This is a genomic window from Herbaspirillum sp. NPDC101397, from assembly GCF_044767325.1.
Classification (GTDB): Bacteria; Pseudomonadota; Gammaproteobacteria; order Burkholderiales; family Burkholderiaceae_D; genus Herbaspirillum.
The window spans coordinates 228,860-255,533 of record NZ_JBIWNS010000009.1 but is presented as its reverse complement, the minus strand read 5'-3'; the positions used below and the strand labels follow the sequence as shown (position 1 = coordinate 255,533).

24 protein-coding genes are annotated in these 26,674 nt (G+C 59.9%); 16 read left to right on the top strand and 8 right to left on the bottom strand.

All coding sequences use genetic code 11. The features are described 5' to 3' along the window. Nucleotides 1-136 precede the first annotated feature (136 nt). Nucleotides 137-1,045: a LysR family transcriptional regulator gene (locus tag ACIROW_RS21660; RefSeq protein WP_116435586.1), complete on the top strand. Its 909-nt coding sequence runs from the start codon at nucleotides 137-139 to the stop codon at nucleotides 1,043-1,045. A 28-nt stretch (nucleotides 1,046-1,073) separates the two neighbouring features. On the opposite strand, the gene ACIROW_RS21655 is transcribed toward ACIROW_RS21660, so the two are convergent. From ACIROW_RS21655 to ACIROW_RS21645, 3 genes are all read right to left on the bottom strand, one after another. Beyond that, entirely contained in the window at nucleotides 1,074-2,330 is a 1,257-nt protein-coding gene (locus tag ACIROW_RS21655) for a serine hydrolase domain-containing protein (RefSeq protein WP_402278757.1), read from the bottom strand. 9 nt (nucleotides 2,331-2,339) lie between these two features. Continuing rightward, nucleotides 2,340-3,800, bottom strand: coding sequence for a threonine synthase (thrC, locus tag ACIROW_RS21650; RefSeq protein WP_402278755.1), 1,461 nt, complete (start codon nucleotides 3,798-3,800; stop codon nucleotides 2,340-2,342). A 92-nt stretch (nucleotides 3,801-3,892) separates the two neighbouring features. Next, a complete protein-coding gene (locus ACIROW_RS21645) occupies nucleotides 3,893-5,029 on the bottom strand; it encodes a helix-turn-helix transcriptional regulator (RefSeq protein ID WP_402278753.1) in 1,137 nt (378 codons plus the stop codon). A 191-nt stretch (nucleotides 5,030-5,220) separates the two neighbouring features. On the opposite strand from ACIROW_RS21645, the gene ACIROW_RS21640 reads away from it, so the two are divergent. The 5 genes from ACIROW_RS21640 (at nucleotide 5,221) to ACIROW_RS21620 (ending at nucleotide 9,550) form a co-directional block, all read left to right on the top strand. Further along, nucleotides 5,221-6,870 carry a COG3014 family protein gene (locus ACIROW_RS21640; protein ID WP_402278751.1) on the top strand — a complete coding sequence of 550 codons (1,650 nt, stop codon included), beginning with the start codon at nucleotides 5,221-5,223 and terminating at the stop codon, nucleotides 6,868-6,870. 42 nt (nucleotides 6,871-6,912) lie between these two features. Beyond that, a complete protein-coding gene (locus ACIROW_RS21635; RefSeq protein WP_402278749.1) occupies nucleotides 6,913-7,344 on the top strand; it encodes a YcfL family protein in 432 nt (143 codons plus the stop codon). 71 nt (nucleotides 7,345-7,415) lie between these two features. After that, nucleotides 7,416-8,015: a penicillin-binding protein activator LpoB gene (lpoB, locus tag ACIROW_RS21630; RefSeq protein WP_402278747.1), complete on the top strand. Its 600-nt coding sequence runs from the start codon at nucleotides 7,416-7,418 to the stop codon at nucleotides 8,013-8,015. Nucleotides 8,016-8,049: 34 nt separating this feature from the next. Continuing rightward, nucleotides 8,050-8,898, top strand: a complete 849-nt coding sequence (locus ACIROW_RS21625) for a hypothetical protein (RefSeq protein ID WP_402278745.1) — start codon at nucleotides 8,050-8,052, stop codon at nucleotides 8,896-8,898. A 223-nt stretch (nucleotides 8,899-9,121) separates the two neighbouring features. Continuing rightward, complete coding sequence (locus tag ACIROW_RS21620; RefSeq protein ID WP_402278743.1) at nucleotides 9,122-9,550, top strand: surface-adhesin E family protein; 429 nt, start codon at nucleotides 9,122-9,124, stop codon at nucleotides 9,548-9,550. Nucleotides 9,551-9,686: 136 nt separating this feature from the next. Here ACIROW_RS21620 and ACIROW_RS21615 read toward each other — a convergent pair whose 3' ends face one another. Together ACIROW_RS21615 and ACIROW_RS21610 are read right to left on the bottom strand one after the other, a co-directional pair. After that, on the bottom strand, nucleotides 9,687-10,997 hold the full coding sequence (locus ACIROW_RS21615) for a homoserine dehydrogenase (RefSeq protein WP_402278741.1): 1,311 nt from the start codon (nucleotides 10,995-10,997) through the stop codon (nucleotides 9,687-9,689). A 129-nt stretch (nucleotides 10,998-11,126) separates the two neighbouring features. Further along, a complete protein-coding gene (locus tag ACIROW_RS21610) occupies nucleotides 11,127-12,356 on the bottom strand; it encodes a pyridoxal phosphate-dependent aminotransferase (protein WP_265212942.1) in 1,230 nt (409 codons plus the stop codon). A 210-nt stretch (nucleotides 12,357-12,566) separates the two neighbouring features. Here ACIROW_RS21610 and ACIROW_RS21605 point away from each other — a divergent pair, with 210 nt between their 5' ends. The 10 genes from ACIROW_RS21605 (at nucleotide 12,567) to ACIROW_RS21560 (ending at nucleotide 23,252) form a co-directional block, all read left to right on the top strand. Further along, entirely contained in the window at nucleotides 12,567-12,950 is a 384-nt protein-coding gene (locus tag ACIROW_RS21605; RefSeq protein WP_402278739.1) for an Mth938-like domain-containing protein, read from the top strand. A 13-nt stretch (nucleotides 12,951-12,963) separates the two neighbouring features. After that, complete coding sequence (locus ACIROW_RS21600; RefSeq protein WP_402278737.1) at nucleotides 12,964-14,682, top strand: glycosyltransferase family 39 protein; 1,719 nt, start codon at nucleotides 12,964-12,966, stop codon at nucleotides 14,680-14,682. Beyond that, nucleotides 14,679-15,050, top strand: coding sequence for an EamA family transporter (locus ACIROW_RS21595; RefSeq protein ID WP_053197238.1), 372 nt, complete (start codon nucleotides 14,679-14,681; stop codon nucleotides 15,048-15,050). Before ACIROW_RS21600 ends, ACIROW_RS21595 begins: the two co-directional genes overlap by 4 nt. Nucleotides 15,051-15,164: 114 nt before the next feature. After that, nucleotides 15,165-16,286, top strand: a complete 1,122-nt coding sequence (locus tag ACIROW_RS21590) for a DegT/DnrJ/EryC1/StrS family aminotransferase (protein WP_402278734.1) — start codon at nucleotides 15,165-15,167, stop codon at nucleotides 16,284-16,286. Between the two features lie 144 nt (nucleotides 16,287-16,430). After that, complete coding sequence (locus ACIROW_RS21585) at nucleotides 16,431-17,387, top strand: glycosyltransferase (protein WP_402278732.1); 957 nt, start codon at nucleotides 16,431-16,433, stop codon at nucleotides 17,385-17,387. After that, nucleotides 17,384-18,301, top strand: coding sequence for a formyltransferase (locus ACIROW_RS21580; RefSeq protein ID WP_402278730.1), 918 nt, complete (start codon nucleotides 17,384-17,386; stop codon nucleotides 18,299-18,301). Before ACIROW_RS21585 ends, ACIROW_RS21580 begins: the two co-directional genes overlap by 4 nt. A 14-nt stretch (nucleotides 18,302-18,315) precedes the next feature. Next, nucleotides 18,316-19,371: a bifunctional UDP-4-keto-pentose/UDP-xylose synthase gene (locus ACIROW_RS21575; protein ID WP_402278728.1), complete on the top strand. Its 1,056-nt coding sequence runs from the start codon at nucleotides 18,316-18,318 to the stop codon at nucleotides 19,369-19,371. Nucleotides 19,372-19,614: 243 nt separating this feature from the next. After that, complete coding sequence (locus ACIROW_RS21570; RefSeq protein ID WP_402278726.1) at nucleotides 19,615-20,556, top strand: polysaccharide deacetylase family protein; 942 nt, start codon at nucleotides 19,615-19,617, stop codon at nucleotides 20,554-20,556. Nucleotides 20,557-20,634: 78 nt separating this feature from the next. Continuing rightward, nucleotides 20,635-21,114 carry a peroxiredoxin gene (locus tag ACIROW_RS21565; RefSeq protein WP_255419432.1) on the top strand — a complete coding sequence of 160 codons (480 nt, stop codon included), beginning with the start codon at nucleotides 20,635-20,637 and terminating at the stop codon, nucleotides 21,112-21,114. A gap of 443 nt (nucleotides 21,115-21,557) precedes the next feature. Next, the gene (locus ACIROW_RS21560) at nucleotides 21,558-23,252 is read left to right on the top strand and encodes a PhoH family protein (RefSeq protein WP_402278723.1); all 1,695 of its coding nucleotides are present in this window, start codon (nucleotides 21,558-21,560) and stop codon (nucleotides 23,250-23,252) included. 80 nt (nucleotides 23,253-23,332) lie between these two features. Here the strand turns inward: ACIROW_RS21560 and ACIROW_RS21555 are convergent, their stop codons facing one another. From ACIROW_RS21555 to ACIROW_RS21545, 3 genes are all read right to left on the bottom strand, one after another. Further along, on the bottom strand, nucleotides 23,333-24,340 hold the full coding sequence (locus ACIROW_RS21555) for an inorganic phosphate transporter (protein ID WP_029363364.1): 1,008 nt from the start codon (nucleotides 24,338-24,340) through the stop codon (nucleotides 23,333-23,335). Between the two features lie 85 nt (nucleotides 24,341-24,425). Beyond that, nucleotides 24,426-25,052 carry a DUF47 domain-containing protein gene (locus tag ACIROW_RS21550; protein ID WP_016833914.1) on the bottom strand — a complete coding sequence of 209 codons (627 nt, stop codon included), beginning with the start codon at nucleotides 25,050-25,052 and terminating at the stop codon, nucleotides 24,426-24,428. Between the two features lie 109 nt (nucleotides 25,053-25,161). Then, nucleotides 25,162-26,568: a replicative DNA helicase gene (locus tag ACIROW_RS21545; protein WP_402278720.1), complete on the bottom strand. Its 1,407-nt coding sequence runs from the start codon at nucleotides 26,566-26,568 to the stop codon at nucleotides 25,162-25,164. Nucleotides 26,569-26,674 lie beyond the last annotated feature (106 nt).

Sequence of the window (26,674 nt, the reverse complement as noted above, 5' to 3'; positions counted from 1 at the left end):
GAATTGTATTTTTGTGCACTTAGTATATTTAAACTAAATCCACATGAGTGAAACGTTTTATCACTTTATCTTTGCGTTTTAGTCACAAGTGACGAGATAATGGCTGTGCCGCTTTCCAGCCTTCGAGAGTACCGCCATGGATCAGTTCAAGCAAATCTCCACCTTCGTTGACGTCGCCGCCAAAGGCAGCCTGTCGGCCGCCGCCCGCGCCGAGGGCATCGCCCCCGCCATGATCGGGCGCCGGCTCGATGCCCTGGAGGAACGCCTGGGCGTCAAGCTGCTGCAGCGGACCACCCGCAAGATCGTGCTGACCAATGAAGGTGCGGCCTTCCTGGAAGACTGCCAGCGCATCCTGACCGACCTCGAAGACGCCGAATCCTCGGTCTCGGAACGCAGCGCGCGCGCCAGCGGCAACCTGCTGATCTCGGCTCCCGCCGGTTTCGGCCGCCAGCACGTGGCGCCGCTGGTGCCCTCCTTCCTGACCGAACATCGCGACGTCACGCTCACGCTCAACCTCAACGACCGCATCGTCGACCTGATCGGCGAAGGCGTCGACGTCGCCATCCGTATCGCCGCGCTGACCGATTCCAACCTGATCAGCGTCAAGCTGGCCGAGAACCACCGCGTGGTGGTGGCGGCGCCCTCTTATCTGCGCCGCCATGGCATTCCCGAGACGCCCGACGACCTGGCGCGCCACAACTGCCTGGCCATCAGCAGCGAAGGCAGCCAGCGCGGCTGGACGTTGAGACAGCACGGCAAGGTCAGCGTCTACAAGGTCGGCGGCAATATGGTCTGCAACGACGGCGAAGTGCTGCACAACTGGGCGCTCAACGGCAAGGGGCTGGCCTGGCGTTCCATGTGGGAAGTCGGCGCCGCGCTCGAATCGGGTGAACTGGTGACGGTGCTGGACAAGTTCGATGCACCGGCGCCGGCGATTTATGCGGTCTTTGCCCAACGCCGGCATCTGCCGCTGCGAATACGCGCCTTCGTGGATTTTTTGCGGCATACCTATGCCCAGCCGAATTACTGGCGGCATCCGGCCTGAGCAGTTCGACGAGATCGGGCGACGGCGATTACCACTTGCCGTAAGTCGCCACGATCCCCCGCAACAAAGCGTCGCGCTCTGCGCCGAGATGCGCGCCGCTGGCGTCGCCTGATGCGTCCTTGCCCACTGCCGTGTGCACCACCACCAGCCTGAGTTCAGGGTCGACGAAAACCGCCTGGCCGTACACCCCCAGCAGCGCAAAGCGACGCCGGCTGCCGGGCAGGATCCAGGTTTGCAGGCCGTAGCCGGAATACTTGCTGCCGTGATACGACATGGTCCCCGGCCGGAATGCCGCGGGCTGACGCTCAGGGTCGGTCATGTCGAGCAGATGTTCGCGCTGCACCACGGCGTTGCCGCGCACCTCGCCGTCGGCCGCCATCATCATCCCAAGTCGTGCGTAGTCGTACACAGTGGCGTTGAAGCCGCCTTGCGCCACTTCGACGCCGTCGCCGGGATTGAGCATCCAGGTGGCCTTGGCTTGGGCGCCGATCGGCTGCCAGATTTTTTCACCGATGTAGTCGCACAGAGTGCGCCCGGTGGCGGCGCGCAACACCAGCGCCAGCACGTTGGTCTGTGCGCCGGCATAGTTGAAACGCTCGCCTTCCGGATCGCTGCGCTCGATGACGCTGCGTACAGCTTCAAGCGTGCCTGACTTGCGCATGATGTCGTTGAAGGCGGCGCGGTCATCGTGCGCCGAATAGTCTTCGACATACCTGGCGCCGGAGGCCATGCGCAGCAGATTGACGATGCGCGTTTCGCCATAGAGAGAGCCGGCCAGTTGTGGGACATAGGTTTTCGCCGGATCTTCCAGCGAGCGGATGCTTCCGTCTTCCAGCGCCTTCATGACGCCCAGCGCGACGATGGTCTTGGCCATGGAATTGGACAACATGCGCATGTCGGGCGTGCGCGCGTAGTTGTAGCGCTCGGCCACGATGCGGCCGTCTTTCACCACCACGACGGCCGTGGCGCGCTGACGCGTCATGTAGTCGTCGAGCGTGAACGTGTCGCCGCGAAAGCGATAGATGAAGGCGGTCTCGGTAGCGTTCTTTTCCAGCGTCACCGGATCGCGCGACGACGCCAGCGTACAGGAGGGATTGAAGCTGTCCATCGCGCTGAAGGAGCCCACCAGGTAGTGCTGCTGATAGGCCTGGCGGAGATTGGAGGCGACCGGATAGCCGGAAGATTTTCCCAGCGCGTCCTCGTCAGGAGCCGCCGCGGCAGAGGCGACGACGCCGGCAAGCAGCGACGACGCGACCAGAAATCTGATGGTCGCGACCTTGCTCATGTGCTTTGCTTACAGCCCGGTGTGCGTTGCCACAAAGGCTTTGACCTTGGCGGCGTCGGCAGACATGACCTCGAAACGCTGCGGCAGCGCTTCGATGTTTTCGAAGCCCGCCGGACGGTCGGCATCGCGGCCCAGCGCTTCACGGATGGTCTCGTTGAACTTGGCCGGCAAAGCGGTTTCCAGCACGATCATGGTGACGCCTTCGGCGAGATTCTCACGCGCGACCTTGATGCCGTCGGCAGTATGGGTGTCGACCGTGATGCCGTAGCTCTTTTCGGCGAAGCGGATGGTTTCCAGGCGGTCGGCATGCGTCGACTTGCCCGAGGCGAAGCCGTAGCGGATCACGCTGGCGAACTCATCGCCGTCGCTGCCCGGTTTGCCGGTCAGGTCGAAGCCGCCTGCGGTCTCGACCTTGTGGAACAGGGCCTTGACGCGTGTGCTGTCGCGACCGAGCAAGTCGTAGATAAAGCGCTCGAAGTTGGACGCCTTGCTGATGTCCATGCTCGGGCTGCTGGTGTGGTAAGTCTCGGCCGACTTGCGCACGCGATAGACGCCGGTGCGGAAGAATTCGTCGAGCACATCGTTCTCGTTGGTGGCGACCACCAGCTTGTCGATCGGCAGGCCCATCATGCGCGCGATGTGGCCGGCGCAGATATTGCCGAAATTGCCCGACGGCACCGTGAACGAGACCTTCTGTTCATTGCTGGTCGTGGCCGAAAGATAGCCGCGGAAGTAATACACCACCTGTGCCACGACACGCGCCCAGTTGATCGAATTGACGGTGCCGATTTTTTGCGCGGCCTTGTAGTCGAGATCGTTGGAGATTGCCTTGACGATGTCCTGGCAATCGTCGAACACGCCTTCCACCGCGAGGTTGAAGATGTTCGGATCCTGCAGGCTGAACATCTGTGCGGTCTGGAACGCGCTCATCTTCTTGTGCGGCGACAGCATGAAGACACGGATGCCCTGTTTGCCGCGCATGGCGTATTCGGCAGCGCTGCCGGTGTCGCCGGAAGTCGCGCCGACGATGTTGAGTTCGGCGCCCTTCTTGGCCAGCGCATATTCGAACAGGTTGCCCAGCAACTGCATCGCCATGTCCTTGAAGGCCAGCGTCGGGCCATTCGACAGGCCTTGCAGTACCAGCTTCTTGCCATCCTTGTCTTCCAGCGTGCGCAGCGGCGTGATCTGCGCAGCATCTTCACCGGCACGCGTGTTGCGATACACGTCGGCGGTGTAGGTCTTGTGCGTCAGCGCCTTGAGGTCGGCGTCGGGAATGTCGCCGGCGAACTTCTTCAGCACTTGATAGGCCAGGTCCGCATAGGACAGCGTGCGCCATTGATCGAGCTCGGCGCCGGTGACTTGCGGATACTGCGCCGGCAAGTACAGGCCGCCGTCCGGCGCCAGGCCGCCCAGCAGGATTTCGGAAAAGGAAGGTGTGGCAGAGTGACCGCGAGTGGAGACGTATTGCATGGCGTAAGTAAGAGTGGAAGTGGTCTTGCAACATGTTGCACGGAGACCGCCATTATAGCTGGCTCGCGTACCGAGTCCGCGTTTTTGCCTTGCTAAAGCATCACGTGCGGCTGCGACGCCAGCAAGGTACGGATCAGCTCCGCCTGGCGCTTGGCGCCGGTCTTGGCGAACAGGCTGGCCAGATGGGTACGCACGGTATTGCGGCTGATGTCGTTTTTGAGCGCATACGACTCGATGGTGTCGTTCTCGAGCAGCGCTTCGGCCAGGCGTGTCTCGGCCGGCGTCAGGCGATAAATGACCTGCAATTGCGCCGATCGCGAGACGCGCTGGCGCGTCATGTCCTGCAGGATCAGCAGGGCAAACGGACCGCCGCACAAGGGATCGAGCGCAGCAGGAATCGTCGCCGGAATCACCGACACCAGCAGCGGCGTCGATTGCTTGCGGCGCGCGATGGCGAACCATTGTCCCTGCCGCGGCTCCGTCGTGGTCGCCATGCGCAGCGCGTGCTGCAGCCGTTCGGCGTCGGCCGGCTCGGACACAACCAGCTTGTCATTGCGCACGGACAAGCCGTCGGCGGCGGCCAGGATGGTGGTCGCCTGCGGATTGAGCGAGACGATGCGGCCAGCGGCGTTGATCCATAAGGTACCGTAAGGCAGATGCGCCACCACCGATTCGCTGGCCGTCTGCTGGCGCTCCAGCGTCTGCATGCGTGCGCGCAGCGTGGCCGAACGGATCAGGTGTGGCGACAGGCTGCGCAGGAAGGCGTATTCGGTTTCGGCGTATTCATCCGCGCCCAGCGGACGCAGGAAAGCGATCGCCTCGGATTGCGTGGTGCGCTCGCCGATACGCCCGACCACCATGTGGCGGCCGCCATACTTGAACAGGAAGTCATTGTAGATTTCGCTCTTGCGCACGAATCGCTCGTCGAAACGCTGATGGTCGGCGCGCCACTCGCCGACCCGCCCGGTGGCAAGCCAGCCGAGGCGGTCGTCGACCTGGCTGTAGTATTCCTTGTATTCGAGATCGCCGGCTTGATAGTCGCTGTTGCTCACGCAGGACGCGATCACTTCGCGGCTTTCCACATCCATGTGGACGTAGTGACCGGCGATGGCGCCCACCTCGCGGCAGATCATTTCCATGGCCGGCGCGATCCGGCTCAGATCCTGGACGGAGTCGTAAATCAACTCCACCAGCTGGCCGAAGCGCTGTTCCGCATTCCCCGTTGACATATAGAAACCCCTGAATCGCGTTGTTTGACGTTTTTTGTCGCGACTTCTATCCCTGTGGCCGAGCATAGAACATTTCGCCATCTCATTCAAACGAATGAGGCTTTTTTCGACGGCCGTCTTTACAATAAATGCAACAAAAAAATGCCTGCCAGCATCTTTCGGCAGCAGCTCATATCCTGGGGAGGATAAAAATGGAACAACAAAACAAATCCGTCGCATCGACCATCAAGCGACTCGGAAAAAACATGGGCGGCGGCGTCTGCCTGATCTCGCTGATTTCACTATTGGCCGGTTGCGCCACCAACGGCTACGACCGCAAGGCGACCACCACGGTCGACGCCATGAAGTCGGGCAGCGCGGACCTGGCCTTGCAGGCGCTGGAACAGCAGAACCCCGACAAGGACAAGGACCTGCTCTACTTCATGGAAAAGGGCGAACTGCTGCGCATGAAGGGGTCCTATGAAGCCAGCAAGGAAACCTGGCTGGCCGCCGACGAAAAGGTGCGCGGCTGGGAAGACCAGGTCAAGACCGATCCGTCCAAGCTGATGGGCGACATCGGCTCCCTCGTGCTCAACGACACCACGCGCCGTTATGATGGCCGCGACTACGAAAAAGTCTTCATCAACCTGCGCCTGGCGCTGGACCATCTGGCCATCGGAGACTGGGATTCGGCGCGCACTGAAATCAAGAAGATGCATGAGCGCGAAGCGATCATCGCCGACTTCCGCAGCAAGGAACTCGACGCCGCCAAGAGCAGCGCCGAATCGAAGGGCCTGAAGACCACTTCCTTCAAGGAACTCAACGGCTATCCGGTGGAAACGCTGGAAGACCCGGCCGTGCGCGCACTGAAGAATTCCTACGAGTCGGCGTTCGCCAATTACCTCGCCGGCTTCGTGTACGAAGGCCTGGGCGAACCATCGCTGGCGGCTGCCGGCTATCGCAAGGCGATCGAAATGCGTCCCGGCCAGGCCACGCTGGAAGAAGGATTGAAAGGACTGGACGGTCGCGTACGCAACCGTTCGCCGAAACTGGTCGATACGCTCATCGTGATCGAATCGGGCAGCGCGCCCGCGATCAGTTCGATGACCCTGCCAATCATCCTGCCGATCCCTGGTCGCAGCGGCCTGAGCCTGATCGCCACGCCGATTTCGTGGCCGGTCATCCGCGCCGCCGACAATTCGGTGGTCCCCGCCAGCATCACGGTCGACGACAAGCCGGTGCAAGTCGCTCTGCTGACCAGCGTCGACCAGATGGCGCGCCGCGCGCTGTCGGATGAAATGCCGGGCATCATTGCGCGCTCCTCCATCCGCGCGATCACCAAGGGCGTGGCGCAAAAAGCCATCGACGACAATTCCGGCTCGCTGGGCATGTTCGGTTCGCTGCTGAGCATCGCCGCCAAAGCCGGTACGATGCTGGGTGAAGTCGCCGATGAACGCACCTGGCGCACCCTGCCGGGCTTCTTCTCGGTGGCGCGCGTGAAACTGGCACCGGGCATGCACAAGATCCTGCTGCCGACCGCGACCGGTCCGCAATTGCGCGAAGTCGGCGTCTCCGGCGCGTATGCCCTGGTCTCGCTGCGCACTTCGGGTCCCTCGCTCTATCTGGCGCAGACCCCCTATAATGCCGAGCAAGCAGCTTTAGCGTTGGCGGCGCCGGAAAAACCGATCCCCGCAGCCAAGAACGCCAAGGCCAAAACCACCGGCAAAAAGGTGGCGGCGAACAACAAGAATGCTGGCAACGATACGGTAGCCGCAGCACCGGCGGAAAAAGCCGCGACGATCGCCAGCAACACCAAGAAAAAAGCCATTGTGCCGGTATCGGCCAGTGTCAGCGCACCGTGAACACACGGGCGCTGAAACAGGATTAAACAGGGAGTCGTCCACATGAACATCAAACACGCATTGCGCGCATTGCGCGCAGGCGCACTGGCGTCCGCGTTCGCGCTCGGCATGCACGCCATGCCGGTCCAGGCGCAAACCATCGCCTCCAAAATCGAATTGCTGGGCGCCCCGGCATCGCTGGAATTCACCGGCCTGCGCATGCGCGAACAGAACGGCCTGCTCAACGTCCAGGCCGAACTCACCAACCGTGACAACCGCCAGCACACGGCTTACTACCGTGTCAAATGGATGGACGAAACCGGCTTCCAGGTGTGGGACGACGAACCGTGGAAACCACTGCTGGTGAACGGCGAACAAAAGCTGACGCTGCAGATGGTCTCGCCGACCACCAAGGCGCGCGACTTTGCGATCCAGTTCAGCGCCACCATCAACAAATCGCTGTCGACCAGCGACGCTCCTTTAATGGGACGCTGAGACCGCACCGGTCTCCGTCTCCGCCCCGATTCGTCATTACCGCCTATTTACTGCTTACACAAGGAATTGCCATGATGCACACCACTGCCCGCTACGCCGGCCTCACCCTGATTTCCGCCCTGCTGTTCGGCTGCGCCCAGACCGGCACGCCAACCGTCGGCAACAACGTCCAGTACGGCGATGCCAAGGCCGTCGAACAAGTCACCAATGAATTCGGTTCGACCGACCTGCAGACCATCGCCGAATCGATGGCGCGTTCGCTGGGCCAATCTGCTGCCGGCTACAAGAGCAAGCCGCTGGTGACCATCGCCGATGTCAAGAACAAGACCAGCGAATACATCGACACCCGTTCGATCACCGACTCGATCCGCGTGCAATTGCTCAAGGGCGGCACCATGCGCTTCGCCACCGACATCGTCGGCATGCAGAATCAGACCGACGAACTGACCCGTCAGAACAACACCGGCCTGTACAAGAAATCCGCCACCGCCAAGGTCGGCAAGATGGAAGGCGCGCAGTTCCGCATCGAAGGCAACATCACCTCCATCGTCAAGCGCACCAGCAACACCACGGACGTGTACTACAAGTTCAGCCTGATCATGACCAACATCGAGTCCGGCACCATCGAATGGGCCGACGAGAAGGAAATCCGCAAGACGTCCAAGCGTTGATTCCCGTTCACCAAGGTTGAGAGAGGATTTCCCCATGCCGACATCGCCATCCCGGATGTTCAACGCGCTGCTGGCTTCGCTGGCGTTCGCGTTGACACTGGCGGCGCCGACGCTTGCGCAGGCGCAGAACCTGCCCAAGATCGCCGTCACCGACTTGTCGTACGAAGAGAAGGTAAAGGAATATTTCCAATACTTCGAAGCGCGCGAAAAACACAACAACAGCTACTCCGCCAATGCTCGCGCTAGTGACTCCAACTTTGCGTCCTCGGCCTCGATGTCGGAACGCGCATCGAGCCGCGGCGAGAGCTCGGTGATCGCCGCCTCCGGCACCATCACCACGATCAGCCGCGGCGAACTGCGCAAGTTCACCGCCGACATCAAGGGCGAATTGCTGAAGTCGGGATCGTACCGCCTGGTGCAGGGCAAACCCTGGACCCAGCAAAACACCGAGAAGCTGTTCGACATCATCGACCGCATCAAGAAAGGTTACTACCCCGGCGCGGACTACGTGCTGTTCGGCACGATCAACAACATCGACTTCCGCCAGGAAAACAATCCGGTGCAAGGTTCGAATGCGGTGTCGTTCTCGCTGGCGCTGGAACTGGTAGGCGAATTTTCGCTGATCAATACCCGCACCTACGAGATCAAGGCAGCGTTCTCGGCGATGGGTGAAGGCTCCGACGTGCGCCTGGCCAATGCCGCCGGCACGGTGATTTCGCTCAACAAGAGCAAGGTCATGCAGGAAGTGTCACGCTCGCTGGGAGATGCCGTCGCCGCCGAGATGGAAGCCCAGTTCAATCCGGCCGGCTCCAGCCGCAGCTCGCGCCGCATCGAACGCCAGCAGGAAACCGTACAAGAGCAAAAGACCGTCATTTTCAAATGACCCTCTTCACCGGCGTGCAAACCCCTGTGCGCCGGCTTTTATTCTCCCGCCCCCATCCTCCCTCACCCTTCTCCGTCCGTCCAGGGAAGTGAAATAAAACGTTACCAGGCTTGTAAGCACTCCGGCGGCACGTTATGCTGGCAGCCCTGAAGCGTATGCAGGCACGGCTTTCGTCGCATACTCCAAGCGCTCTCGCGCCCCACCGGATAGAAATGGACACATGATGAAAAAATGGATTTTGATGCTGAGCGTTCCCGGTCTCCTGTGCGCCGGCGTCGCCCGCGCGGAAAACTGGCAATCGGTCGGCGGCAGCGACCAGGCTGAATTGGCGATAGACGTCGACTCGATCAAGGAAAGCAAGGGCATCCGCGAAGCCTGGTCCATGTGGAATTTCAAGGAAGCGCGTCCCAATAATGACAGCGGCTTTCCAAGCCTGAAATCGTACCAGGACATGCACCAGTACAACTGCAAGGAGCAGACGCTGAAGCTGACGCGCGAAGTGATCTACGCGGAAAACGACGCTAAAGGCGCCAAGCGCGATCATTCCGACGCATTGAAAAGCATGCAGTTCACCAAGGCGGCGCCCAATTCGGTGGCAGACGCCATGCTGCAACTGGTGTGCGGCTACGAGATTCCTGCCGCGAAGAAGTAATTTTCGGCGGACTTCGGTTCTGCAACGGACAAGGGCGCCTTCGGCGCCCTTTTTCATTGTCCCGACACAAGCGAAGGCGCAATGCAGCAAAGAAAAAGGAGGCCGAAGCCTCCTTTTTCATGCAAGTGCAACGTGCTTAGTTGAGTTCTTCCAGGCGGATCTTCATGACGCTGCCCATGACCGTGGTGAGCGCTTCGATCTTGGCAATGGCGGCCTCGATGTTGCGTTCCTGGGTCTGGTGCGTAAGCATGATGATATCGGTCTGCTGCTCGCCTTCGGCCGGCTCCTTCTGCAGCATGGCGTCGATCGAAATCGACGAGTCCGCCAGGATGCGCGTGACGTCGGCCAGCACGCCCGGCTTGTCGGCCACATGCATGCGCAGGTAGTAGCTGGTGGTGACGTCCTGGATCGGCAATACCGGCGTGTCGGCCATGGCGTTCGGCTGGAACGCCAGCGACGGCACGCGGTGCTCCGGATCCGCGGTAGCCAGACGCGTGATGTCGACCAGATCGGCGATCACAGCCGAAGCGGTCGGCTCGGAACCGGCGCCCTTGCCGTAGTACAGCGTCTCGCCGACGGCGTCGCCGCGCACCATCACGGCGTTCATCGCGCCTTCGACATTGGCGATCAGACGGCCGGTCGGGATCAGCGTCGGATGGACGCGCAGTTCAATGCCCTTTTCGGTCTGGCGCGTGATGCCCAGCAGCTTGATGCGATAGCCCAGTTGCTCGGCGTAACGGATGTCGGTCGCTTGCAGCTTGGTGATACCTTCCACGTGCGCCTTGTCGAACTGCACCGGGATGCCGAAGGCGATCGCAGCCATGATGGTCAGCTTGTGCGCCGCGTCCACGCCTTCGATGTCGAAGGTCGGATCCGCTTCGGCGTAGCCCAGGCGTTGCGCTTCTTTCAGCACGACGTCGAAGTCCAGGCCCTTGTCGCGCATTTCGGACAGGATGAAGTTGGTAGTGCCGTTGATGATGCCGGCGATCCACTGGATGCGGTTGGCGGTGAGGCCTTCACGCAAGGCCTTGATGATCGGGATGCCGCCGGCGACGGCCGCTTCGAATGCGACCATCACGCCCTTTTCCTGTGCGGCCTTGAAGATCTCGTTGCCGTGCGTGGCGATCAGCGCCTTGTTGGCGGTGACCACGTGCTTGCCGTTGGCGATCGCCTTCAGGACCAGGTCCTTGGCGAGGCCGTAGCCGCCGATGAGCTCGATGACAATATCGATGTCCGGATCATTGACCACCAGATTGGCGTCGTTGACAACCTTGACTTGTCCATTGGTCAGCTCGGTGGCGCGCTCCGTGTTCAGATCGGCCACCATGGTAATTTCAATGCCGCGCCCTGCGCGCCGCGCAATTTCTTCCTGATTGCGCTTCAATACATTGAAAGTACCGGAACCCACGGTGCCGATGCCGAGCAAACCTACTTTGATGGATTTCATATTGTCTTCGTGGTTGATAAAAAAAGCCGTCGGCAGGAATCACAACGATTGCTGACGGATGCTGCGGTAAAACCGGAATTGCCGGCCTGCCCCGCCACGTGCGGAGCAGGCCGGTGAATCATGTCGGGTTCAGTTGGTGCCGTGACGCCGACGATAACCTTCGAGGAAATGCGCGATGCGGCCCATCGATTCGGTCAGGTCGTCGGTGTTGGGCAAGAACACCACGCGGAAGTGATCCGGCGTCGGGCAGTTGAAGCCGGTGCCCTGGACGATCAGCACTTTCTCTTCGGCCAGCAACTCATAGGCGAACTCCTGGTCGTCCTTGATCGGATAGATTTCCGGATCAAGGCGCGGGAACATGTACAGCGCCGACTTCGGCTTGACGCAGGTCACGCCCGGGATGTCGGTGAGCAGCTTATGCGCGAGGTCGCGCTGCTTGGCCAGGCGGCCGGTCGGCGCGACCAGGTCGTTGATGCTCTGGTAGCCGCCCAGCGCAGTCTGGATGGCGTACTGACCCGGCGCATTGGCGCACAGGCGCATCGACGCGAGCATGTTGAGGCCTTCGATGTAATCCTTGGCGTGCTTCTTCTCGCCCGAGACCACCATCCAGCCGGCGCGGTAGCCGCAGGAACGATAGTTCTTGGACAGGCCGTTGAAGGTGATGAACAGCACGTCGTCGGCCAGCGAAGCCAGCGAGGTATGCGTGTTGCCGTCGTACAGGACCTTGTCGTAGATCTCGTCGGCGAAAATGATCAGCTGATGCTGGCGCGCGACCTCGACCAGTTCCTTGAGGACCTCGGTGGAGTAAAGCGCGCCGGTCGGATTGTTCGGATTGATGACCACGATCGCCTTGGTGTTGGGCGTGATCTTCTTGCGAATGTCGGCGATGTCCGGTTGCCAGCCTTGCTGCTCGTCGCAGACGTAGTGCACCGGCGTGCCGCCCGAGAGGCTGACCGCAGCGGTCCACAATGGATAGTCGGGCGACGGCACCAGCACTTCGTCGCCGGTGTTGAGCAAGGCATTGACGCTCATGACGATCAGTTCGGACGCACCGTTGCCGAGGTAGATGTCGTCGATGGTGACGCCCTGGATGTTCTTTTGCTGGGTGTAGTGCATGACCGACTTGCGCGGCGCGAACAGGCCCTTGGAGTCGGTGTAGCCGGAGGCGTTGCCCATGTTGCGGATCATGTCCTGCACGATTTCATCGGGCGCATCGAAACCGAAGGCGGCCAGGTTGCCGATGTTCAGCTTGATGATCTTGTGGCCTTCTTCTTCCATTTGCCGCGCTTTTTCCAGCACGGGGCCACGGATGTCGTAACAGACATCCGCCAGTTTTTTCGATTTTTGAATCGGTCGCACGGTACTAATCCTTTGAATGAGCCTGATTCGCTTGCTTGGCTTGCCCGGCGGAGCCGCCGGAACCGGCCATTTTGCCGAAAGCCTTCCATTTTATCAATGAATAAAACATAGCCCCGAACCGGAAAACGCTACAATGCAGCACTTTAAGACCTTATTGCCGAAAATAGCCCGGTCCGACCCACCGCCGGCGGCATTTCGGCACTGCGCGCCATGAAGCTTCATTCCACAGAAACCCAGCAATATCAGACCGTTTCCTCCTACGACGATACCGGCGTCGAGCTCAATGCGATCCGCTTCGAGCAAAGCCTGATCGTACTGCCGGAAACCCCGCCGGCGCCCTGGCCGGTGACCTCGTTCGACGCATTGACCGCCGAACATTTCGACCAGATCGATGCTACCCAGCCCGATGTCGTGATCCTCGGCACCGGCGCGCGCCAGCGTTTTGTCCATCCCAAGCTGACGGCGGTCCTGACCGCGCGCCGCATCGGCGTCGAGTGCATGGACAACCAGGCAGCTTGCCGCACGTACAACATTCTCATGGCAGAAGGCCGCAAAGTGGCGCTGGCATTGATTCTCGAACAAAAACCAGCTTAAGGACCTCGCCGCGATGCGCGACTTGTACAAATCCAAAGCGTTCGTCTGGACGCTGCTTATCTTCTTCCTGCTGATCTGGTTCTACATGCTTGGCGCGCGCACCCTGGTGCCGACCGACGAAGGCCGCTACGCAGAAATGGCGCGTGAAATGGTCGCGACCCAGGACTGGATCACGACTCGCCTGAACGGCATCAAGTATTTCGAAAAGCCGCCGCTGCAAACCTGGATGAATGCCGTCACCTTCGAACTGTTCGGTCTCGGTGAATGGCAGGCGCGCCTGTGGACCGGCCTGTGCGGCCTGTTCGGCATCGGCCTTGTCGCCTACACCGGCCGTCGCGTGTTCAACGCGCGCGTAGCCTTCTACGCCCCCTTGGTGCTGGCTTCCAGCTTCTTCTGGGCCGGCATGGGTCACATCAACTCGCTGGACATGGGCCTGGCCGGGATGATGACGCTGAGCGTCTGCGCCCTGCTGCTGGCGCAACGCAACGACGCCAATCGCGATGAACAGCGCAACTGGATGCTGCTGTGCTGGGCCGGCATGGCGCTGGCGGTCCTGTCCAAGGGACTGATCGGCATCGTGCTGCCGGGCGCGGTGCTGGTGCTGTACACGATCTTTTCGCGCGACTGGGCGATCTGGAAACGGCTGCATCTGATCAAGGGGCTGGTCCTGTTTTTCGCCATCACCACGCCGTGGTTCGTGCTGGTGTCGCTGAAAAATCCGGAATTCCCGCAATTCTTCTTTATCCACGAACACTTCCAGCGCTTCACGACCAAGATCCACAGCCGCACCGGTCCGTGGTACTACTTCATCCCGATTTTGCTGCTGGGCATCCTGCCGTGGCTGGGCGTATTCGTGCAAAGCCTGCTGCATGGGTTGCGCGAAGACCAAGGGAGCAGCAGCTTCAACAGCCTGACCAACGGCAAATTCCAGCCGCGCAAGATGCTGCTGATCTGGTCAGTGTTCATCTTCGTGTTCTTCAGCATTTCCGGCTCGAAGCTGCCGTCCTACATCCTGCCGATCTTCCCGACGCTGGCGCTGCTGATCGGCAGCTACCTGGAGCGTGCATCGTTCAAGGCGATCGTCTGGTCGGCCTCGGTGGTCGCCGTGCCTTGCGCCATCGCGATGGCCTTCATCCCGCGCGTGCCCTCGCTGGCCAAGGATGCTTACTCGCTGCCGCTGGTGACCGCCCACGTGCCGTGGATTTATGCCGCGACCATCATCGCCTTTGTCGGTGCGGTGCTGGCGATCCGTTTTGCCCGCTCGCAAAAAGACCTGGCAGTCGTGTTCCTGGCGGCAGCGACCTTTGTCAGCGGCCAATTGCTGATGTTGGGTCACGATCCGCAGGGTCGCTATTCGGCCGGTATCGATTACGTTCCCGCGCTGCAGGCTGAACTGACGCCGGAAACCCCGATATACCTGGTCGGCCGTTACGAGCAAGCCCTGCCCTTCTATCTGCAACGTACGATGACGTTGGTGCGCCATGCCGATGAGATGGAATTCGGCCTGAAGCAGGAACCGCAACTCTGGCTGCCGACCATTGACGCCTTCGTGGCGCAATGGGTCGCCGACCACGCCGCCGGCAAGAAGGATATCGCCATCATCGATCCCTCGGTCTATGCCGACCTGAAGCAACGCGGCGTTCCGATGCGCATGATCGGCCAGGATCCGCGCCGTGTGATCGTGGCGAATAATCCTGATGTCATTGAGAAGAACCCGAAGGCCGCGCCATGAACCTCACCACCTTCGGCTTCATCTTCGTCGGCATCTGCCTCAACGCCGTCGCGCAATTGCTGCTCAAGGCCGGCACCAATGCCGTCGGCGCGATCCATCTGACGGCGGAGAACTGGTTCTCCACCGGCATCAAGCTGGCTACGCAATTGCCAATCATCGGCGGCCTGACCTGCTATGTCATTTCTGTCGGCGTATGGATCATCGGCCTGTCGCGCGTGGACGTGACGATCGCTTATCCGCTGCTGTCGCTGGGTTACATCATCAATGCCGTCGGCGCCTGGTATTTTCTCGGCGAAGTGGTATCGGCGCAGCGCCTGCTGGCCATCGGCGTGATCATCGTCGGCGTTATCCTGCTGACAAGAAGCTGATAACAAGCCGAATGCACCGACTTGGCTGATTTACAATATGCGGCTTGCGTGCAGGCGACATGATCGCCGGTGCAGCCGACTGAATTCACTACCCCAGATTATTGCGAGCAACCCATGACTCAGCCATTCCTGCCGTTCTCCAAACCGACCATAGACGAACCCACCATCGCCGCCGTCGCCGACGTTCTGCGTTCCGGCTGGATCACCAGCGGCCCCAAGGTCCAGGCATTTGAGAAGGCCCTGTCCGACTATCTGGACGGCCGCATCGTGCGCACCTTCAATTCCGGCACCTGCACCATGGAAATCGCGCTGCGCATCGCCGGCATCGGCGCCGGCGATGAAGTCATCACGACGCCGATTTCCTGGGTCGCCACCGCCAATGTCATCATCGAAACCGGCGCCACGCCTGTCTTCGCCGACATCGACCCAATCACCCGCAACATCGACCTCGACAAACTCGAAGCCGCCATCACGCCGCGCACCAAGGCCGTGATCCCGGTCTACCTGTCGGGCCTGCCGGTCGACATGGACCGCCTGTACGCGATCGCCAAAAAGCACAACCTGCGCGTGATCGAAGACGCCGCCCAGGCGCTCGGTTCCACCTGGAAAGGCAAACGTATCGGCGCGTTCGGCGACTTTGTCTCGTTCAGCTTCCAGGCCAACAAGAACGTGACGAGCTCCGAAGGCGGTTGCCTGGTCGTCAACAATGCCGACGAAGCGCGCCTGGCGGAAAAATACCGCCTGCAAGGCGTCACCCGCAGCGGCTTCGACGGCCTCGAAGTCGACGTGCTGGGCGGCAAGTTCAACATGACCGACATCGCAGCCGCGATCGGCCTGGGCCAGTTTGCCCATATCGACGCGATCACCGAAAAGCGCCGCAGCCTGGCGAAGCATTACTTCGAGGTATTCGGCCCTGATTTCGAAGCACAAAGCGGCGCCCAATTGCCGGTGGCCGACTTCGAGAACTCCAACTGGCACATGTTCCAGCTGGTCTTGCCCGAGCGCATCACGCGCGCCGCTTTCATGGAAAAGATGATGGAGCGCCAGATCGGCATCGGCTATCACTACCCGCCTATCCACCTGCTCAAGCTGTACCGCGACCGCGGCTTCCGCGAAGGCATGTTCCCGATCGCCGAGCGCGTCGGTCGCCTGATCGTGTCGCTGCCGATGTTTACTGCAATGAGTAAAGAAGATGTCGAGCGCGCAGTCGGCGCGGTAAAATCCGTGCTCGCATAAGTTGACCGGGTGCATCCATGTCCGCCAGGCAACTCCGGCGGCATGATTGCCCTTACCGGCAGCAAGCCGGCGCATGGTATGCGGCTTGCATTGCATGGTTTACAGTAACGCTTTCAGTACAGCAATTTTTCATTCCAGGCTTTGATGAAACCAGAAATTTCCGTCGTCATTCCCGTCTATAACGAGGAATCCGGCCTCGCCAAACTGTTCGACCGCCTCTACCCGGCGCTGGACGCCCTTGGCATGCCCTACGAAATCATTTACGTCAACGACGGCAGCCGCGACAAGTCGGCCGCCATCCTGGCCGATCAGTATCGCCTGCGTCCGGACGTTACCCGCGTGGTGCTGTTCAACGGCAATTACGGCCAGCACATGGCGATCCTGGCCGGGTTCGACGCCACTCGCGGCGACATCGTCATCACGCTTGACGCCGACCTGCAAAACCCGCCGGAAGAAATCGGCAATCTGGTGGCCAAGATTCGCGAGGGCTACGATTACGTCGGCTCGATCCGCCGCCAGCGCCAGGATTCGGCGTGGCGCACCTTGGCCTCCAAGGCCATGAACCGTCTGCGTGAAAAGATCACCCACATCAAAATGACCGATCAGGGCAACATGCTGCGCGCCTACGGCCGCAACGTCATCGACCTGATCAACCAATGCCGCGAAGTCAATACCTTCGTACCGGCGCTGGCGTACACCTTTGCACGCAAACCGACGGAGATCATCGTCGAGCATGAAGAACGCGCCGCCGGCGAATCGAAGTATTCGCTGTATAGCCTGATCCGCCTGAATTTCGACCTGGTCACCGGCTTCTCGCTGGTGCCGCTGCAATTCTTTTCGCTGCTCGGCATCGGCCTGTCGTTCGCCTCGGCGGCACTGTTCATCCTGATGGTGATCCGCCGCTTCATCCTCGGCGCCGAAGTGCAAGGCGTCTTCACACTGTTTGCGATCACCTTCTTCCTGATCGGCGTGATCCTGTTCGGCATCGGTTTGCTGGGCGAATACATCGGCCGCATCTACCTGCAGGTGCGCGCACGTCCACGTTATGTGGTCCAGGCCGTGCTCGAACAGTCTTACGAGCAGGATAAGCAGAGCTCATGAACGCAGTCGTCTTTGCCTATCACGACGTCGGCGTACGCTGCCTGAAAGTGCTGCTGGCGCGCGGTGTGAAGGTGGCGCTGGTGGTGACGCACGAAGACAGCGCCACCGAAAACATCTGGTTCAGTTCGGTCGCCGGCGTTTGCCGCGAATACGGCATCCCGTACATCACGCCGGAAGATCCGAAGTCGCCGCAACTGCTCACGCAGGTACAGGCTGCACAGCCGGACTTCATCTTCAGTTTCTATTATCGCCACATGCTGCCGGTCAACCTGCTGGCGCTGGCCAAGCACGGCGCCTACAACATGCATGGCTCGCTGCTGCCGAAGTACCGTGGCCGCGTGCCGATCAACTGGGCGGTGCTGCACGGCGAAACCGAAACCGGCGCCACACTGCATGAAATGGCCGCCAAGCCGGATGCCGGCGCCATCGTCGCGCAAACTGCCGTACCGATCCTGCCTGACGACACCGCTTTCGAGGTTTTCGGCAAGGTCGTGGTTGCCGCCGAGCAAACCCTGTGGCGAGTGCTGCCGCTGATGCTGGCCGGACGAACGCCAAAGCTGCCCAACGACCTCACCAAGGGTAGCTACTTCGGCGGCCGCAAGCCGGAAGACGGCCGGATCGACTGGAAAAAGCCTGCCCAATACGTGCATAATCTGGTTCGCACTGTCGCGCCACCCTATCCCGGCGCCTTCGAGGAAATCGCAGGTGATAAAATCACGCTGGTGAGAACGCGATTGGTGCCGGCTTCCGCCCGCCCCACGCTGGAGAGGTCGCACGGCACGCAAGACAAGTTCTTTGAAGGCGGCCGCCTCTACGCTCGCTGCGGCGACGGCAACTATCTGCAAATCCTGGGCATCCAGATCAACGATCAGGACGTCTCTCTTAACAATTATCTGAAATACATGGCTGTCTAAGCCGTCCAATTATTATGAAAAAAGTCCTCATTCTCGGCGTCAACGGCTTCATCGGCCACCATCTGTCCAAGCGCATCCTGGAAACCACTGACTGGCACGTCTATGGCATGGACATGATGACCGATCGCATCACCGACATCCTGGACAACGAAGAATACAAGTCGCGCATGCACTTCTTCGAAGGCGACATCACCATCAACAAGGAATGGGTCGAGTACCACGTCAAGAAATGCGACGTGATCCTGCCGCTGGTCGCCATCGCAACGCCGTCGACTTACGTCAACAAGCCGCTGCGCGTGTTCGAACTGGACTTCGAAGCCAACCTGCCGATCGTGCGTGCTGCCGCCAAGTACGGCAAGCATCTGGTGTTCCCGTCGACCTCGGAAGTCTATGGCATGTGCCATGACGACGAATTCGATTCCGAAGAATCCGAACTGATCTGTGGCCCGATCAACAAGCCGCGCTGGATCTACTCCTGCTCCAAGCAACTGATGGATCGCGTGATCTGGGGCTACGGCATGGAAGACAACCTGAATTTCACGCTGTTCCGTCCGTTCAACTGGATCGGCGCCGGTCTGGATTCGATCCATACACCGAAAGAAGGCAGCTCACGCGTCGTGACTCAGTTCTTCGGTCACATCGTGCGCGGTGAAAACATCTCGCTGGTCGACGGTGGCCAGCAAAAACGCGCCTTCACCTACATCGACGACGGCATCGATGCGCTGATGAAAATCATCGCCAACGAAGGCGGCATCGCCACCGGCAAAATCTACAACATCGGCAACCCGACCAACAACTACTCGATCAAGGATCTGGCCGACATGATGTTGAAGCTGGCCACCGAGTATCCGGAATACGCCGATTCGGCCAAGCAGGTCAAACTGGTGGAGACCACGTCCACCGCCTACTACGGCAAGGGTTATCAGGACGTGCAGAACCGCGTGCCGAAGATCACCAACACCTGTGAAGAGCTGAACTGGAAGCCGACCTTCACCATGGCCGACACGCTGCGCAATATTTTTGACGCGTATCGCGGCCAGGTTGCGGAGGCCCGCGCACTGGTTGACTGATCATCGTCAGGCGCACCAAACCAATCCGCCCTCGGGCGGATTTTTTTTGTGCTGGAATAAGCATATCGGCAATCGCCTCGTCACGGAAACGCTCAGGAAAATACGAATGAATCCTCAAAATGGGTTTATTCGTCGCGCCTTTCGTGCCACAATTTGGTCATCAGGCAACCGGATCGCGCGCGTCGCCGTCGCAGCAGCATGACCGTTGACGCCACCGCCCTCCCCTCAAGAAAGCAAGCAACCTTGCCCCAGATCACTCTCAAAATCGACGCCGACACCTATCGCGGCACCCGCGAAGGCGTGCCCAATCTGGTCCGCCAACTGCTGCGTCATGACGCCAATGCGACCTTCCTGTTTTCGCTCGGGCCCGATCACACCGGCTGGGCGCTCAAGCAAGTATTCCGCCCCGGCTTCTTCAGCAAGGTGTCTCGCACGTCAGTGGTCGAACACTACGGCATCAAAACGCTGATGTACGGCACGCTGCTGCCGGCGCCGGACATCGGCAAGACCTGTGCAAACTACATGCGCGCGGTGCGCGACGCCGGCTTCGAATGCGGCATCCACACCTGGGATCACCGCGTCTGGCAAGACCACGTGCGCACGCGCGATGCGGCCTGGACGCGCGAGACCATGCAGCGTTCTTATGCGCGCTTCCACGACATCTTCGGCCATACGCCGGTGACGCACGGCGCCGCCGGCTGGCAAATGAACGACTACGCCTTTGCCCAGCTCGATGAGTTCGGCATCGCCTATTCCTCGGACGGTCGCGCGCTGCTCAACGAAGACGGTTCGCTGCAGGATCTCGACGCCGGTCCGCATCGCCTCGCTTCCGGAGGCAAGCCTTTGTCGTGCGTGCAATTGCCGACCACGCTGCCGACGCTCGACGAGCTGCTCGGCCGCACCATCAACGGCGTTGTCATGGATACGTCAAATGTCGCCGCTATGCTGTTGCGACTGACCGAACAACGTCGCGACCATGTCTTTACCTTGCATGCCGAGCTTGAAGGGCAGAAACTTGCCCCCATCTTTGAGCAATTGCTGCTCGGCTGGCGCGCCCAAGGCTACGATCTGGTGTCGATGGGCGAGTACTACCAGACCGTGAAATACGATGTCCTGCCGATTCTGCCTATCGCATGGGGCGAGTTGCCGGGACGTTCCGGCGACATGATTCTGCAGGCCGCATAAGCGACATGCGCAAGACAGACACGCGACATCGCACGATTCTCGACGACACAACACCAACACTTACCTCGGGACGCCATTTTGACTGACGACACACCATCCATACTGAACAAGACCGTGCCGGAATTTTCCGCTGCGATGACCAGCGGCAAAACCTTCTCGCTGTCGGATTACAAAGGCAAGAAGCTGGTGCTGTACTTTTATCCAAAAGACAATACGCCGGGCTGTACCACCGAGGGCATCCAGTTCCGCGAAAGCTATCCGGAATTCCAGAAGCACAATACGGAAATCTTCGGCATCAGCCGCGATAGCCTGAAGTCGCACGAAGGTTTCAAGGCCAAGCTGGACATGCCCTTTGAACTGATTTCCGATCCTGACGAAACGCTGTGCATCATGTTCGACGTCATGAAAATGAAGAACATGTATGGCAAGAAAGTCCGCGGCGTCGAACGCAGTACGTTTGTGATTGACGGATCGGGCACATTGGTGAAAGAATGGCGTGGAGTAAAAGTGCCATCGCATGTCGACGAGGTGCTCAGTTTTGTGAAGACAATTGCTTAAGAAACGTTAGTCCCACGACGACATACGTTTTCCCGAGCGGCAGCAAGATCGATCTCAAGAGTCATGTTGCAGCCGCCAGCCGAAAGTTGCGGTCAATTTAGATAAGCCTTTGAATTCAAATAGAAAACCGTTTTTTGGAAGCCGTTTTTGGATCAGGTCCCGAACCTGCCAAAACGGCTTTTTTACTTTGCGAATTTGCGCTGCGGAGAAAGCACCGGCAACACGCTACACCTGTACCGACGGTACGCGCAGCATTGCCTTGTCCGCCGCCTTCCCCTCTTCCACTAATCAAGCCCTCCTTCCTCTTTTCCTGCGTCCGTCGGCGACGCATGCCTGTACCAAGAAGGGTTTTATTAGCGGCAGTCGTTCGTTGTTGCACCTCCAGCAAGACCTGTACGCTCTGACAAAGCGGCATTTTTCTTCCCTTCACTACCGAGGTTCTGATGCCCCTGCCCAAACTGCCGAGTAAACCAGCTGCCTTATTGGCGCCCAAAGATTATCCGAAGGCCGAACGCGGTAAAACCGTCAAACCCCATATCGCATTGGTAGAACCTGCTGCACCGATTGCCCCGGTTGCCTCCATTGCTGCTCCGGTCGCCAAGGCGCAGCAGCCACTGCAGCCGCAAGCCAAGATCACCGGCAAGAGCCCGGCCGAGAAACCGCGTGTGGCCACACCCAAAGTGCTGGAATCGCGCGCCAAGTCGACCACCAGTCGCATCGCCGACAAGCTCGGCGTGTCGAAACTGTTCGTGCTCGACACCAATGTGCTCATGCATGATCCGACCTCGCTGTTCCGCTTCGAGGAACACGATATCTATCTGCCGATGATCACGCTGGAAGAACTCGACAACCACAAGAAGGGCATGTCGGAAGTCGCCCGCAACGCACGCCAGATTTCACGCTCGCTTGATGCGCTGGTCAGCGACATCGCTGAAGACGCCATCGACCTCGGCATCCCGCTGTCCAAGCTGGGCAACAAGGACGCCAAGGGCCGCCTGTTCTTCCAGACCAAGCTGCAGAACGCCAAGCTGCCCGATGGCCTGCCGGAAGGCAAGGCCGACAATCAGATTCTCGGCGTGGTGCGTGCGCTTGACCAGCAATACCCGGACCGTCCGGTCGTGCTGGTGTCGAAAGACATCAACATGCGCATCAAGGCGCGCGCCATCGGTTTGCCGGCGGAAGATTACTTCAACGACCATGTGCTGGAAGATACCGACCTGCTGTATTCGGGTATCCAGCAACTGCCGGACGACTTCTGGAACAAGCACGGCAAGGGCATGGAGTCGTGGCAGGAAAACAAGCACGGCACCAGCTACACCTATTACCGTGTGACCGGTCCGCACGTGCCCTCCATGCTGATGAACCAGTTCGTCTTTATCGAACCGAAGAACGGCGAACCGGCCTTCTACGGCCAGGTCACGCAAATCAACGGCAAGACTGCGGTCCTGCAGACGCTGCGCGACTACGGTCACACCAAGAACAGCGTGTGGGGCATCACGGCGCGCAACCGTGAGCAAAACTTCGCGCTGAACCTGCTGATGAATCCGGAGTGCGACTTCGTCACGCTGCTCGGTCAGGCCGGTACCGGCAAGACCCTGCTCGCCCTGGCGGCCGGTCTGGCGCAAGTACTGGAAACCAAGAACTACAACGAAATCATCGTCACCCGCGTCACCGTGCCGGTGGGCGAAGATATTGGTTTCCTGCCCGGTACTGAAGAAGAGAAGATGGGGCCGTGGATGGGCGCCTTCGACGATAACCTGGAAGTGTTGAACAAGTCCGACGGCGACGCCGGCGAATGGGGCCGTGCGGCAACGCAAGACCTGATCCGCTCGCGCATCAAGATCAAGTCGCTGAACTTCATGCGCGGTCGCACCTTCGTCAACAAATTCCTGATCATCGACGAAGCGCAGAACCTGACGCCGAAACAGATGAAGACCCTGGTCACCCGTGCAGGTCCGGGCACCAAGATCGTCTGCCTCGGCAACATCGCGCAGATCGACACGCCTTACCTGACCGAAGGTTCCAGCGGCCTGACCTACGTCGTTGACCGCTTCAAGGGCTGGTCGCACAGCGGCCACGTCACGCTGGCGCGCGGCGAGCGTTCGCGTCTGGCGGATCACGCCAGCGATGTCCTGTAAGGCAGCATCGGAGCAGAAGCATGCAGCAAATAAAAAAGCCACCGCGAGGTGGCTTTTTTATTGTCCGCAGAGACGTCCGCTTACAGGATGTGCATGCCGATCCACCAGGCGATCGCCGCGACGAACGCCGATGCCGGAATCGTGAAGATCCAGGCCCATACGATATTGCCCGCAACGCCCCAGCGCACCGCCGACATCTTGTGCGATGCGCCGACACCGACGATCGCGCCGGTGATGGTGTGCGTGGTCGAGACCGGCACACCCATTGCGGTGGCGATGAACAGCGTGATCGCACCACCTGTTTCGGCGCAGAAGCCGCCTACCGGCTTGAGCTTGGTGATCTTCTGGCCCATGGTCTTGACGATGCGCCAGCCGCCAAACAGTGTGCCCAGGCTGATGGCGCAATAGCAGCTGATGATCACCCACATCGGCGGATTGTCGGCTCCGGAATTGCCCGATGCAATCAACAGCATCCAGATGATACCGATGGTCTTCTGCGCATCATTGCCGCCATGGCCGAGACTGTACATCGATGCCGACACCAACTGGGCGCGGCGGAACCATCCGTCAACCTTGCGCGGCGTCGAGCGCACGAAGATCCACGACACAAGCAACATCATGATGGATCCCAGGATGAAGCCCAGCAGCGGCGACAGCACGATGAAGATGACGATCTTGATCAGGCCTGAAGCCACCAGCGAACCGGTGCCGGCCTTGGCGACCGCAGCGCCTACCAGGCCGCCGATCAGGGCATGCGACGACGACGACGGGATGCCGTAGTACCAGGTCACGAGATTCCAGAAAATCGCACCGATCAAGGCGCCGAACACCACCACGTGGTCCACCACGGCGGGATCAATCGTGCCCTTGCCCACCGAAGCGGCAACGTGCAGTTGATGAAAAACAAACACCGCGGCCAGATTGAAGAACGCCGCCATCGCCACCGCCGTTTGCGGACGCAACACGCCGGTGGACACCACCGTCGCAATGGCATTTGCAGCGTCGTGGAAACCGTTCATGAAATCGAACAGCAGCGCCAGGACAATCAGCAAGGCAAGAATGTGAAAACTAATTTGAACTGTATGCATGGATAAACCGTTATCTTGAGAAGCAGCGGCAACATCGCACCGTGACGGCGCCAGTGTCGAGCGCCGGCGCAGTCAATGGCGAAGGTCAGGCATTTTCGACGATGATGCCTTCAATGATGTTGGCGACGTCTTCGCAACGATCGGTAACGGTTTCCAGGATTTCGTAGATGGCTTTTAGCTTGATCAGGTTGCGCACATCAGGCTCATCGCGGAACAGTTTGGACATGGCGGCGCGCATGACATGGTCGGCATCCGATTCGAAGCGGTCGATCTCTTCGCAGATGGCGAGGATCTGGCGCGAGTTATCCATGTTGTGCAGCAGGCCGACGGCTGCTTTCACCTTCTCGGCACAGGCCAGGCACAGTTCGGCGAGGCGCTTGGCTTCCGGCGTGATGGCCTTGATGTCATACAGCGAAATGGTTTGCGCGCCATCTTCCAGCAGGTCGAGGATGTCGTCCATGCGGGTGATCAGTTGATGGATGTCATCACGGTCCAGTGGTGTGATAAAGGTCTTGTGCAACAGCTCGATGGTGTTGTGAGTGACTTTGTCCGCCTGCTTTTCCAGGGTCTCGATCGCATGCACGCGAATTTCCAGGTCGTCGAAATTGGTCATCAATGCGACCATTTCCTTGGCGCATTTCACACCCAGCTCTGCGTGCTGGTTGAACAGATCAAAAAACTTGCCCTCGGTGGGCATCAGGCGTCCAAACATGTTCCACTCTCTTATGAATAATTAATGCTTCACTTACACAACATGAGCCGCCAGGGAGGCGGCCTGCATTGTCCGCGCAGCCCGGGGCTGAGCGATGAACTTCGCCGCGTCAGTCGCCGCCGTAAGGCGACGCCAGACTGCCGACATAGTTGTCGTACTTGGTAAATTGCCCCAGGAACGCAAGGCGGATACTGCCGATCGGACCGTTACGCTGCTTGCCGATGATGATTTCGGCGGTGCCTTTGTCCGGTGAATCGGGATTGTAAACTTCGTCACGGTAAATGAACAAAATCACGTCGGCATCCTGCTCGATGGCGCCGGATTCGCGCAAGTCGGACATCACGGGACGCTTGTTGGGACGTTGCTCCAGCGCGCGGTTCAGCTGCGACAAGGCGATCACCGGGCAATTGAGTTCCTTGGCGAGGCCCTTCAGGCTCCGCGAAATTTCGGAAATTTCAGAGGCGCGGTTTTCGCCGCTGTTGCCGCCGCCGTTGCCTGACATCAGTTGCAAGTAGTCGATGATAATCAGACCGAGCTTGCCGCATTGGCGCGCCAGGCGACGCGAGCGCGCGCGCAATTCGATTGGACTCAAGGCCGGTGTTTCATCGATGTAGAACTGCGCGTCGTTCATCTTCTGAATCGCGTGCGTCAGGCGCGGCCAGTCTTCGTCGATCAGGCGGCCGGTGCGCAGGCGATGCTGGTCGAGACGGCCGACCGAGCCCAGCATACGCATGGCCAGCTGGGCGCCGCCCATTTCCATCGAGAACACGGCAACCGGCAGGCCGCTGTCGATGGCAACGTTTTCACCGATGTTGATGGAAAACGCAGTTTTACCCATCGAAGGACGGCCGGCCACGATGATCAGATCGCCCGGCTGCAAGCCGGAAGTCATCTTGTCGAGATCGATGAAGCCGGTCGGCACGCCGGTGATGTCGCTGGTGCTGTCGCGGTTGTACAGTTCGTCGATGCGCTCGACCACCTGGGTCAGCAGCGGCTGAATCGACAGGAAGCCTTGCGAGCCGCGCGAGCCCTCTTCCGCGATCGCGAAAATCTTGGATTCGGCCTCGTCGAGCATCTGCTTGACGTTCTTGCCTTGGGGGTGGAAAGCGTCGCCTGAAATCTCATCCGACACCGTGATCAGCTTGCGCAGGATGCCGCGGTCGCGCACGATTTCGGCGTAGCGACGGATATTCGCCGCAGAAGGCGTGTTTTGCGCCAGCGCGTTGAGATAGCTCAGGCCGCCCACTTCTTCGGCCTTGCCGCTGGTGGACATTGCCTCGTAGACGGTGATCACGTCGGCCGGCTTGCTTTCGTTGATCAGCTTAACGATGTGCTGGAAGATGATGCGATGATCGTAGCGATAAAAATCTTCTGCGCTGACGAAGTCGGCAATACGATCCCACGCAGCATTATCAAGCATCAAACCGCCAAGGACGGATTGTTCGGCTTCGATGGAGTGCGGCGGGACGCGCAGGGATTCTAGTTGCGGATCGGGAGATGCGTTCATGGCGCGCATTATACCTGCTAAGAGTAGTCGCTACAGGTGCGGAGGCAGATTAGCCGGCGGTTTTACAAACTACGGTCAGACTTGCACCGGTCCCGGCATGATGTACGGGACCGGA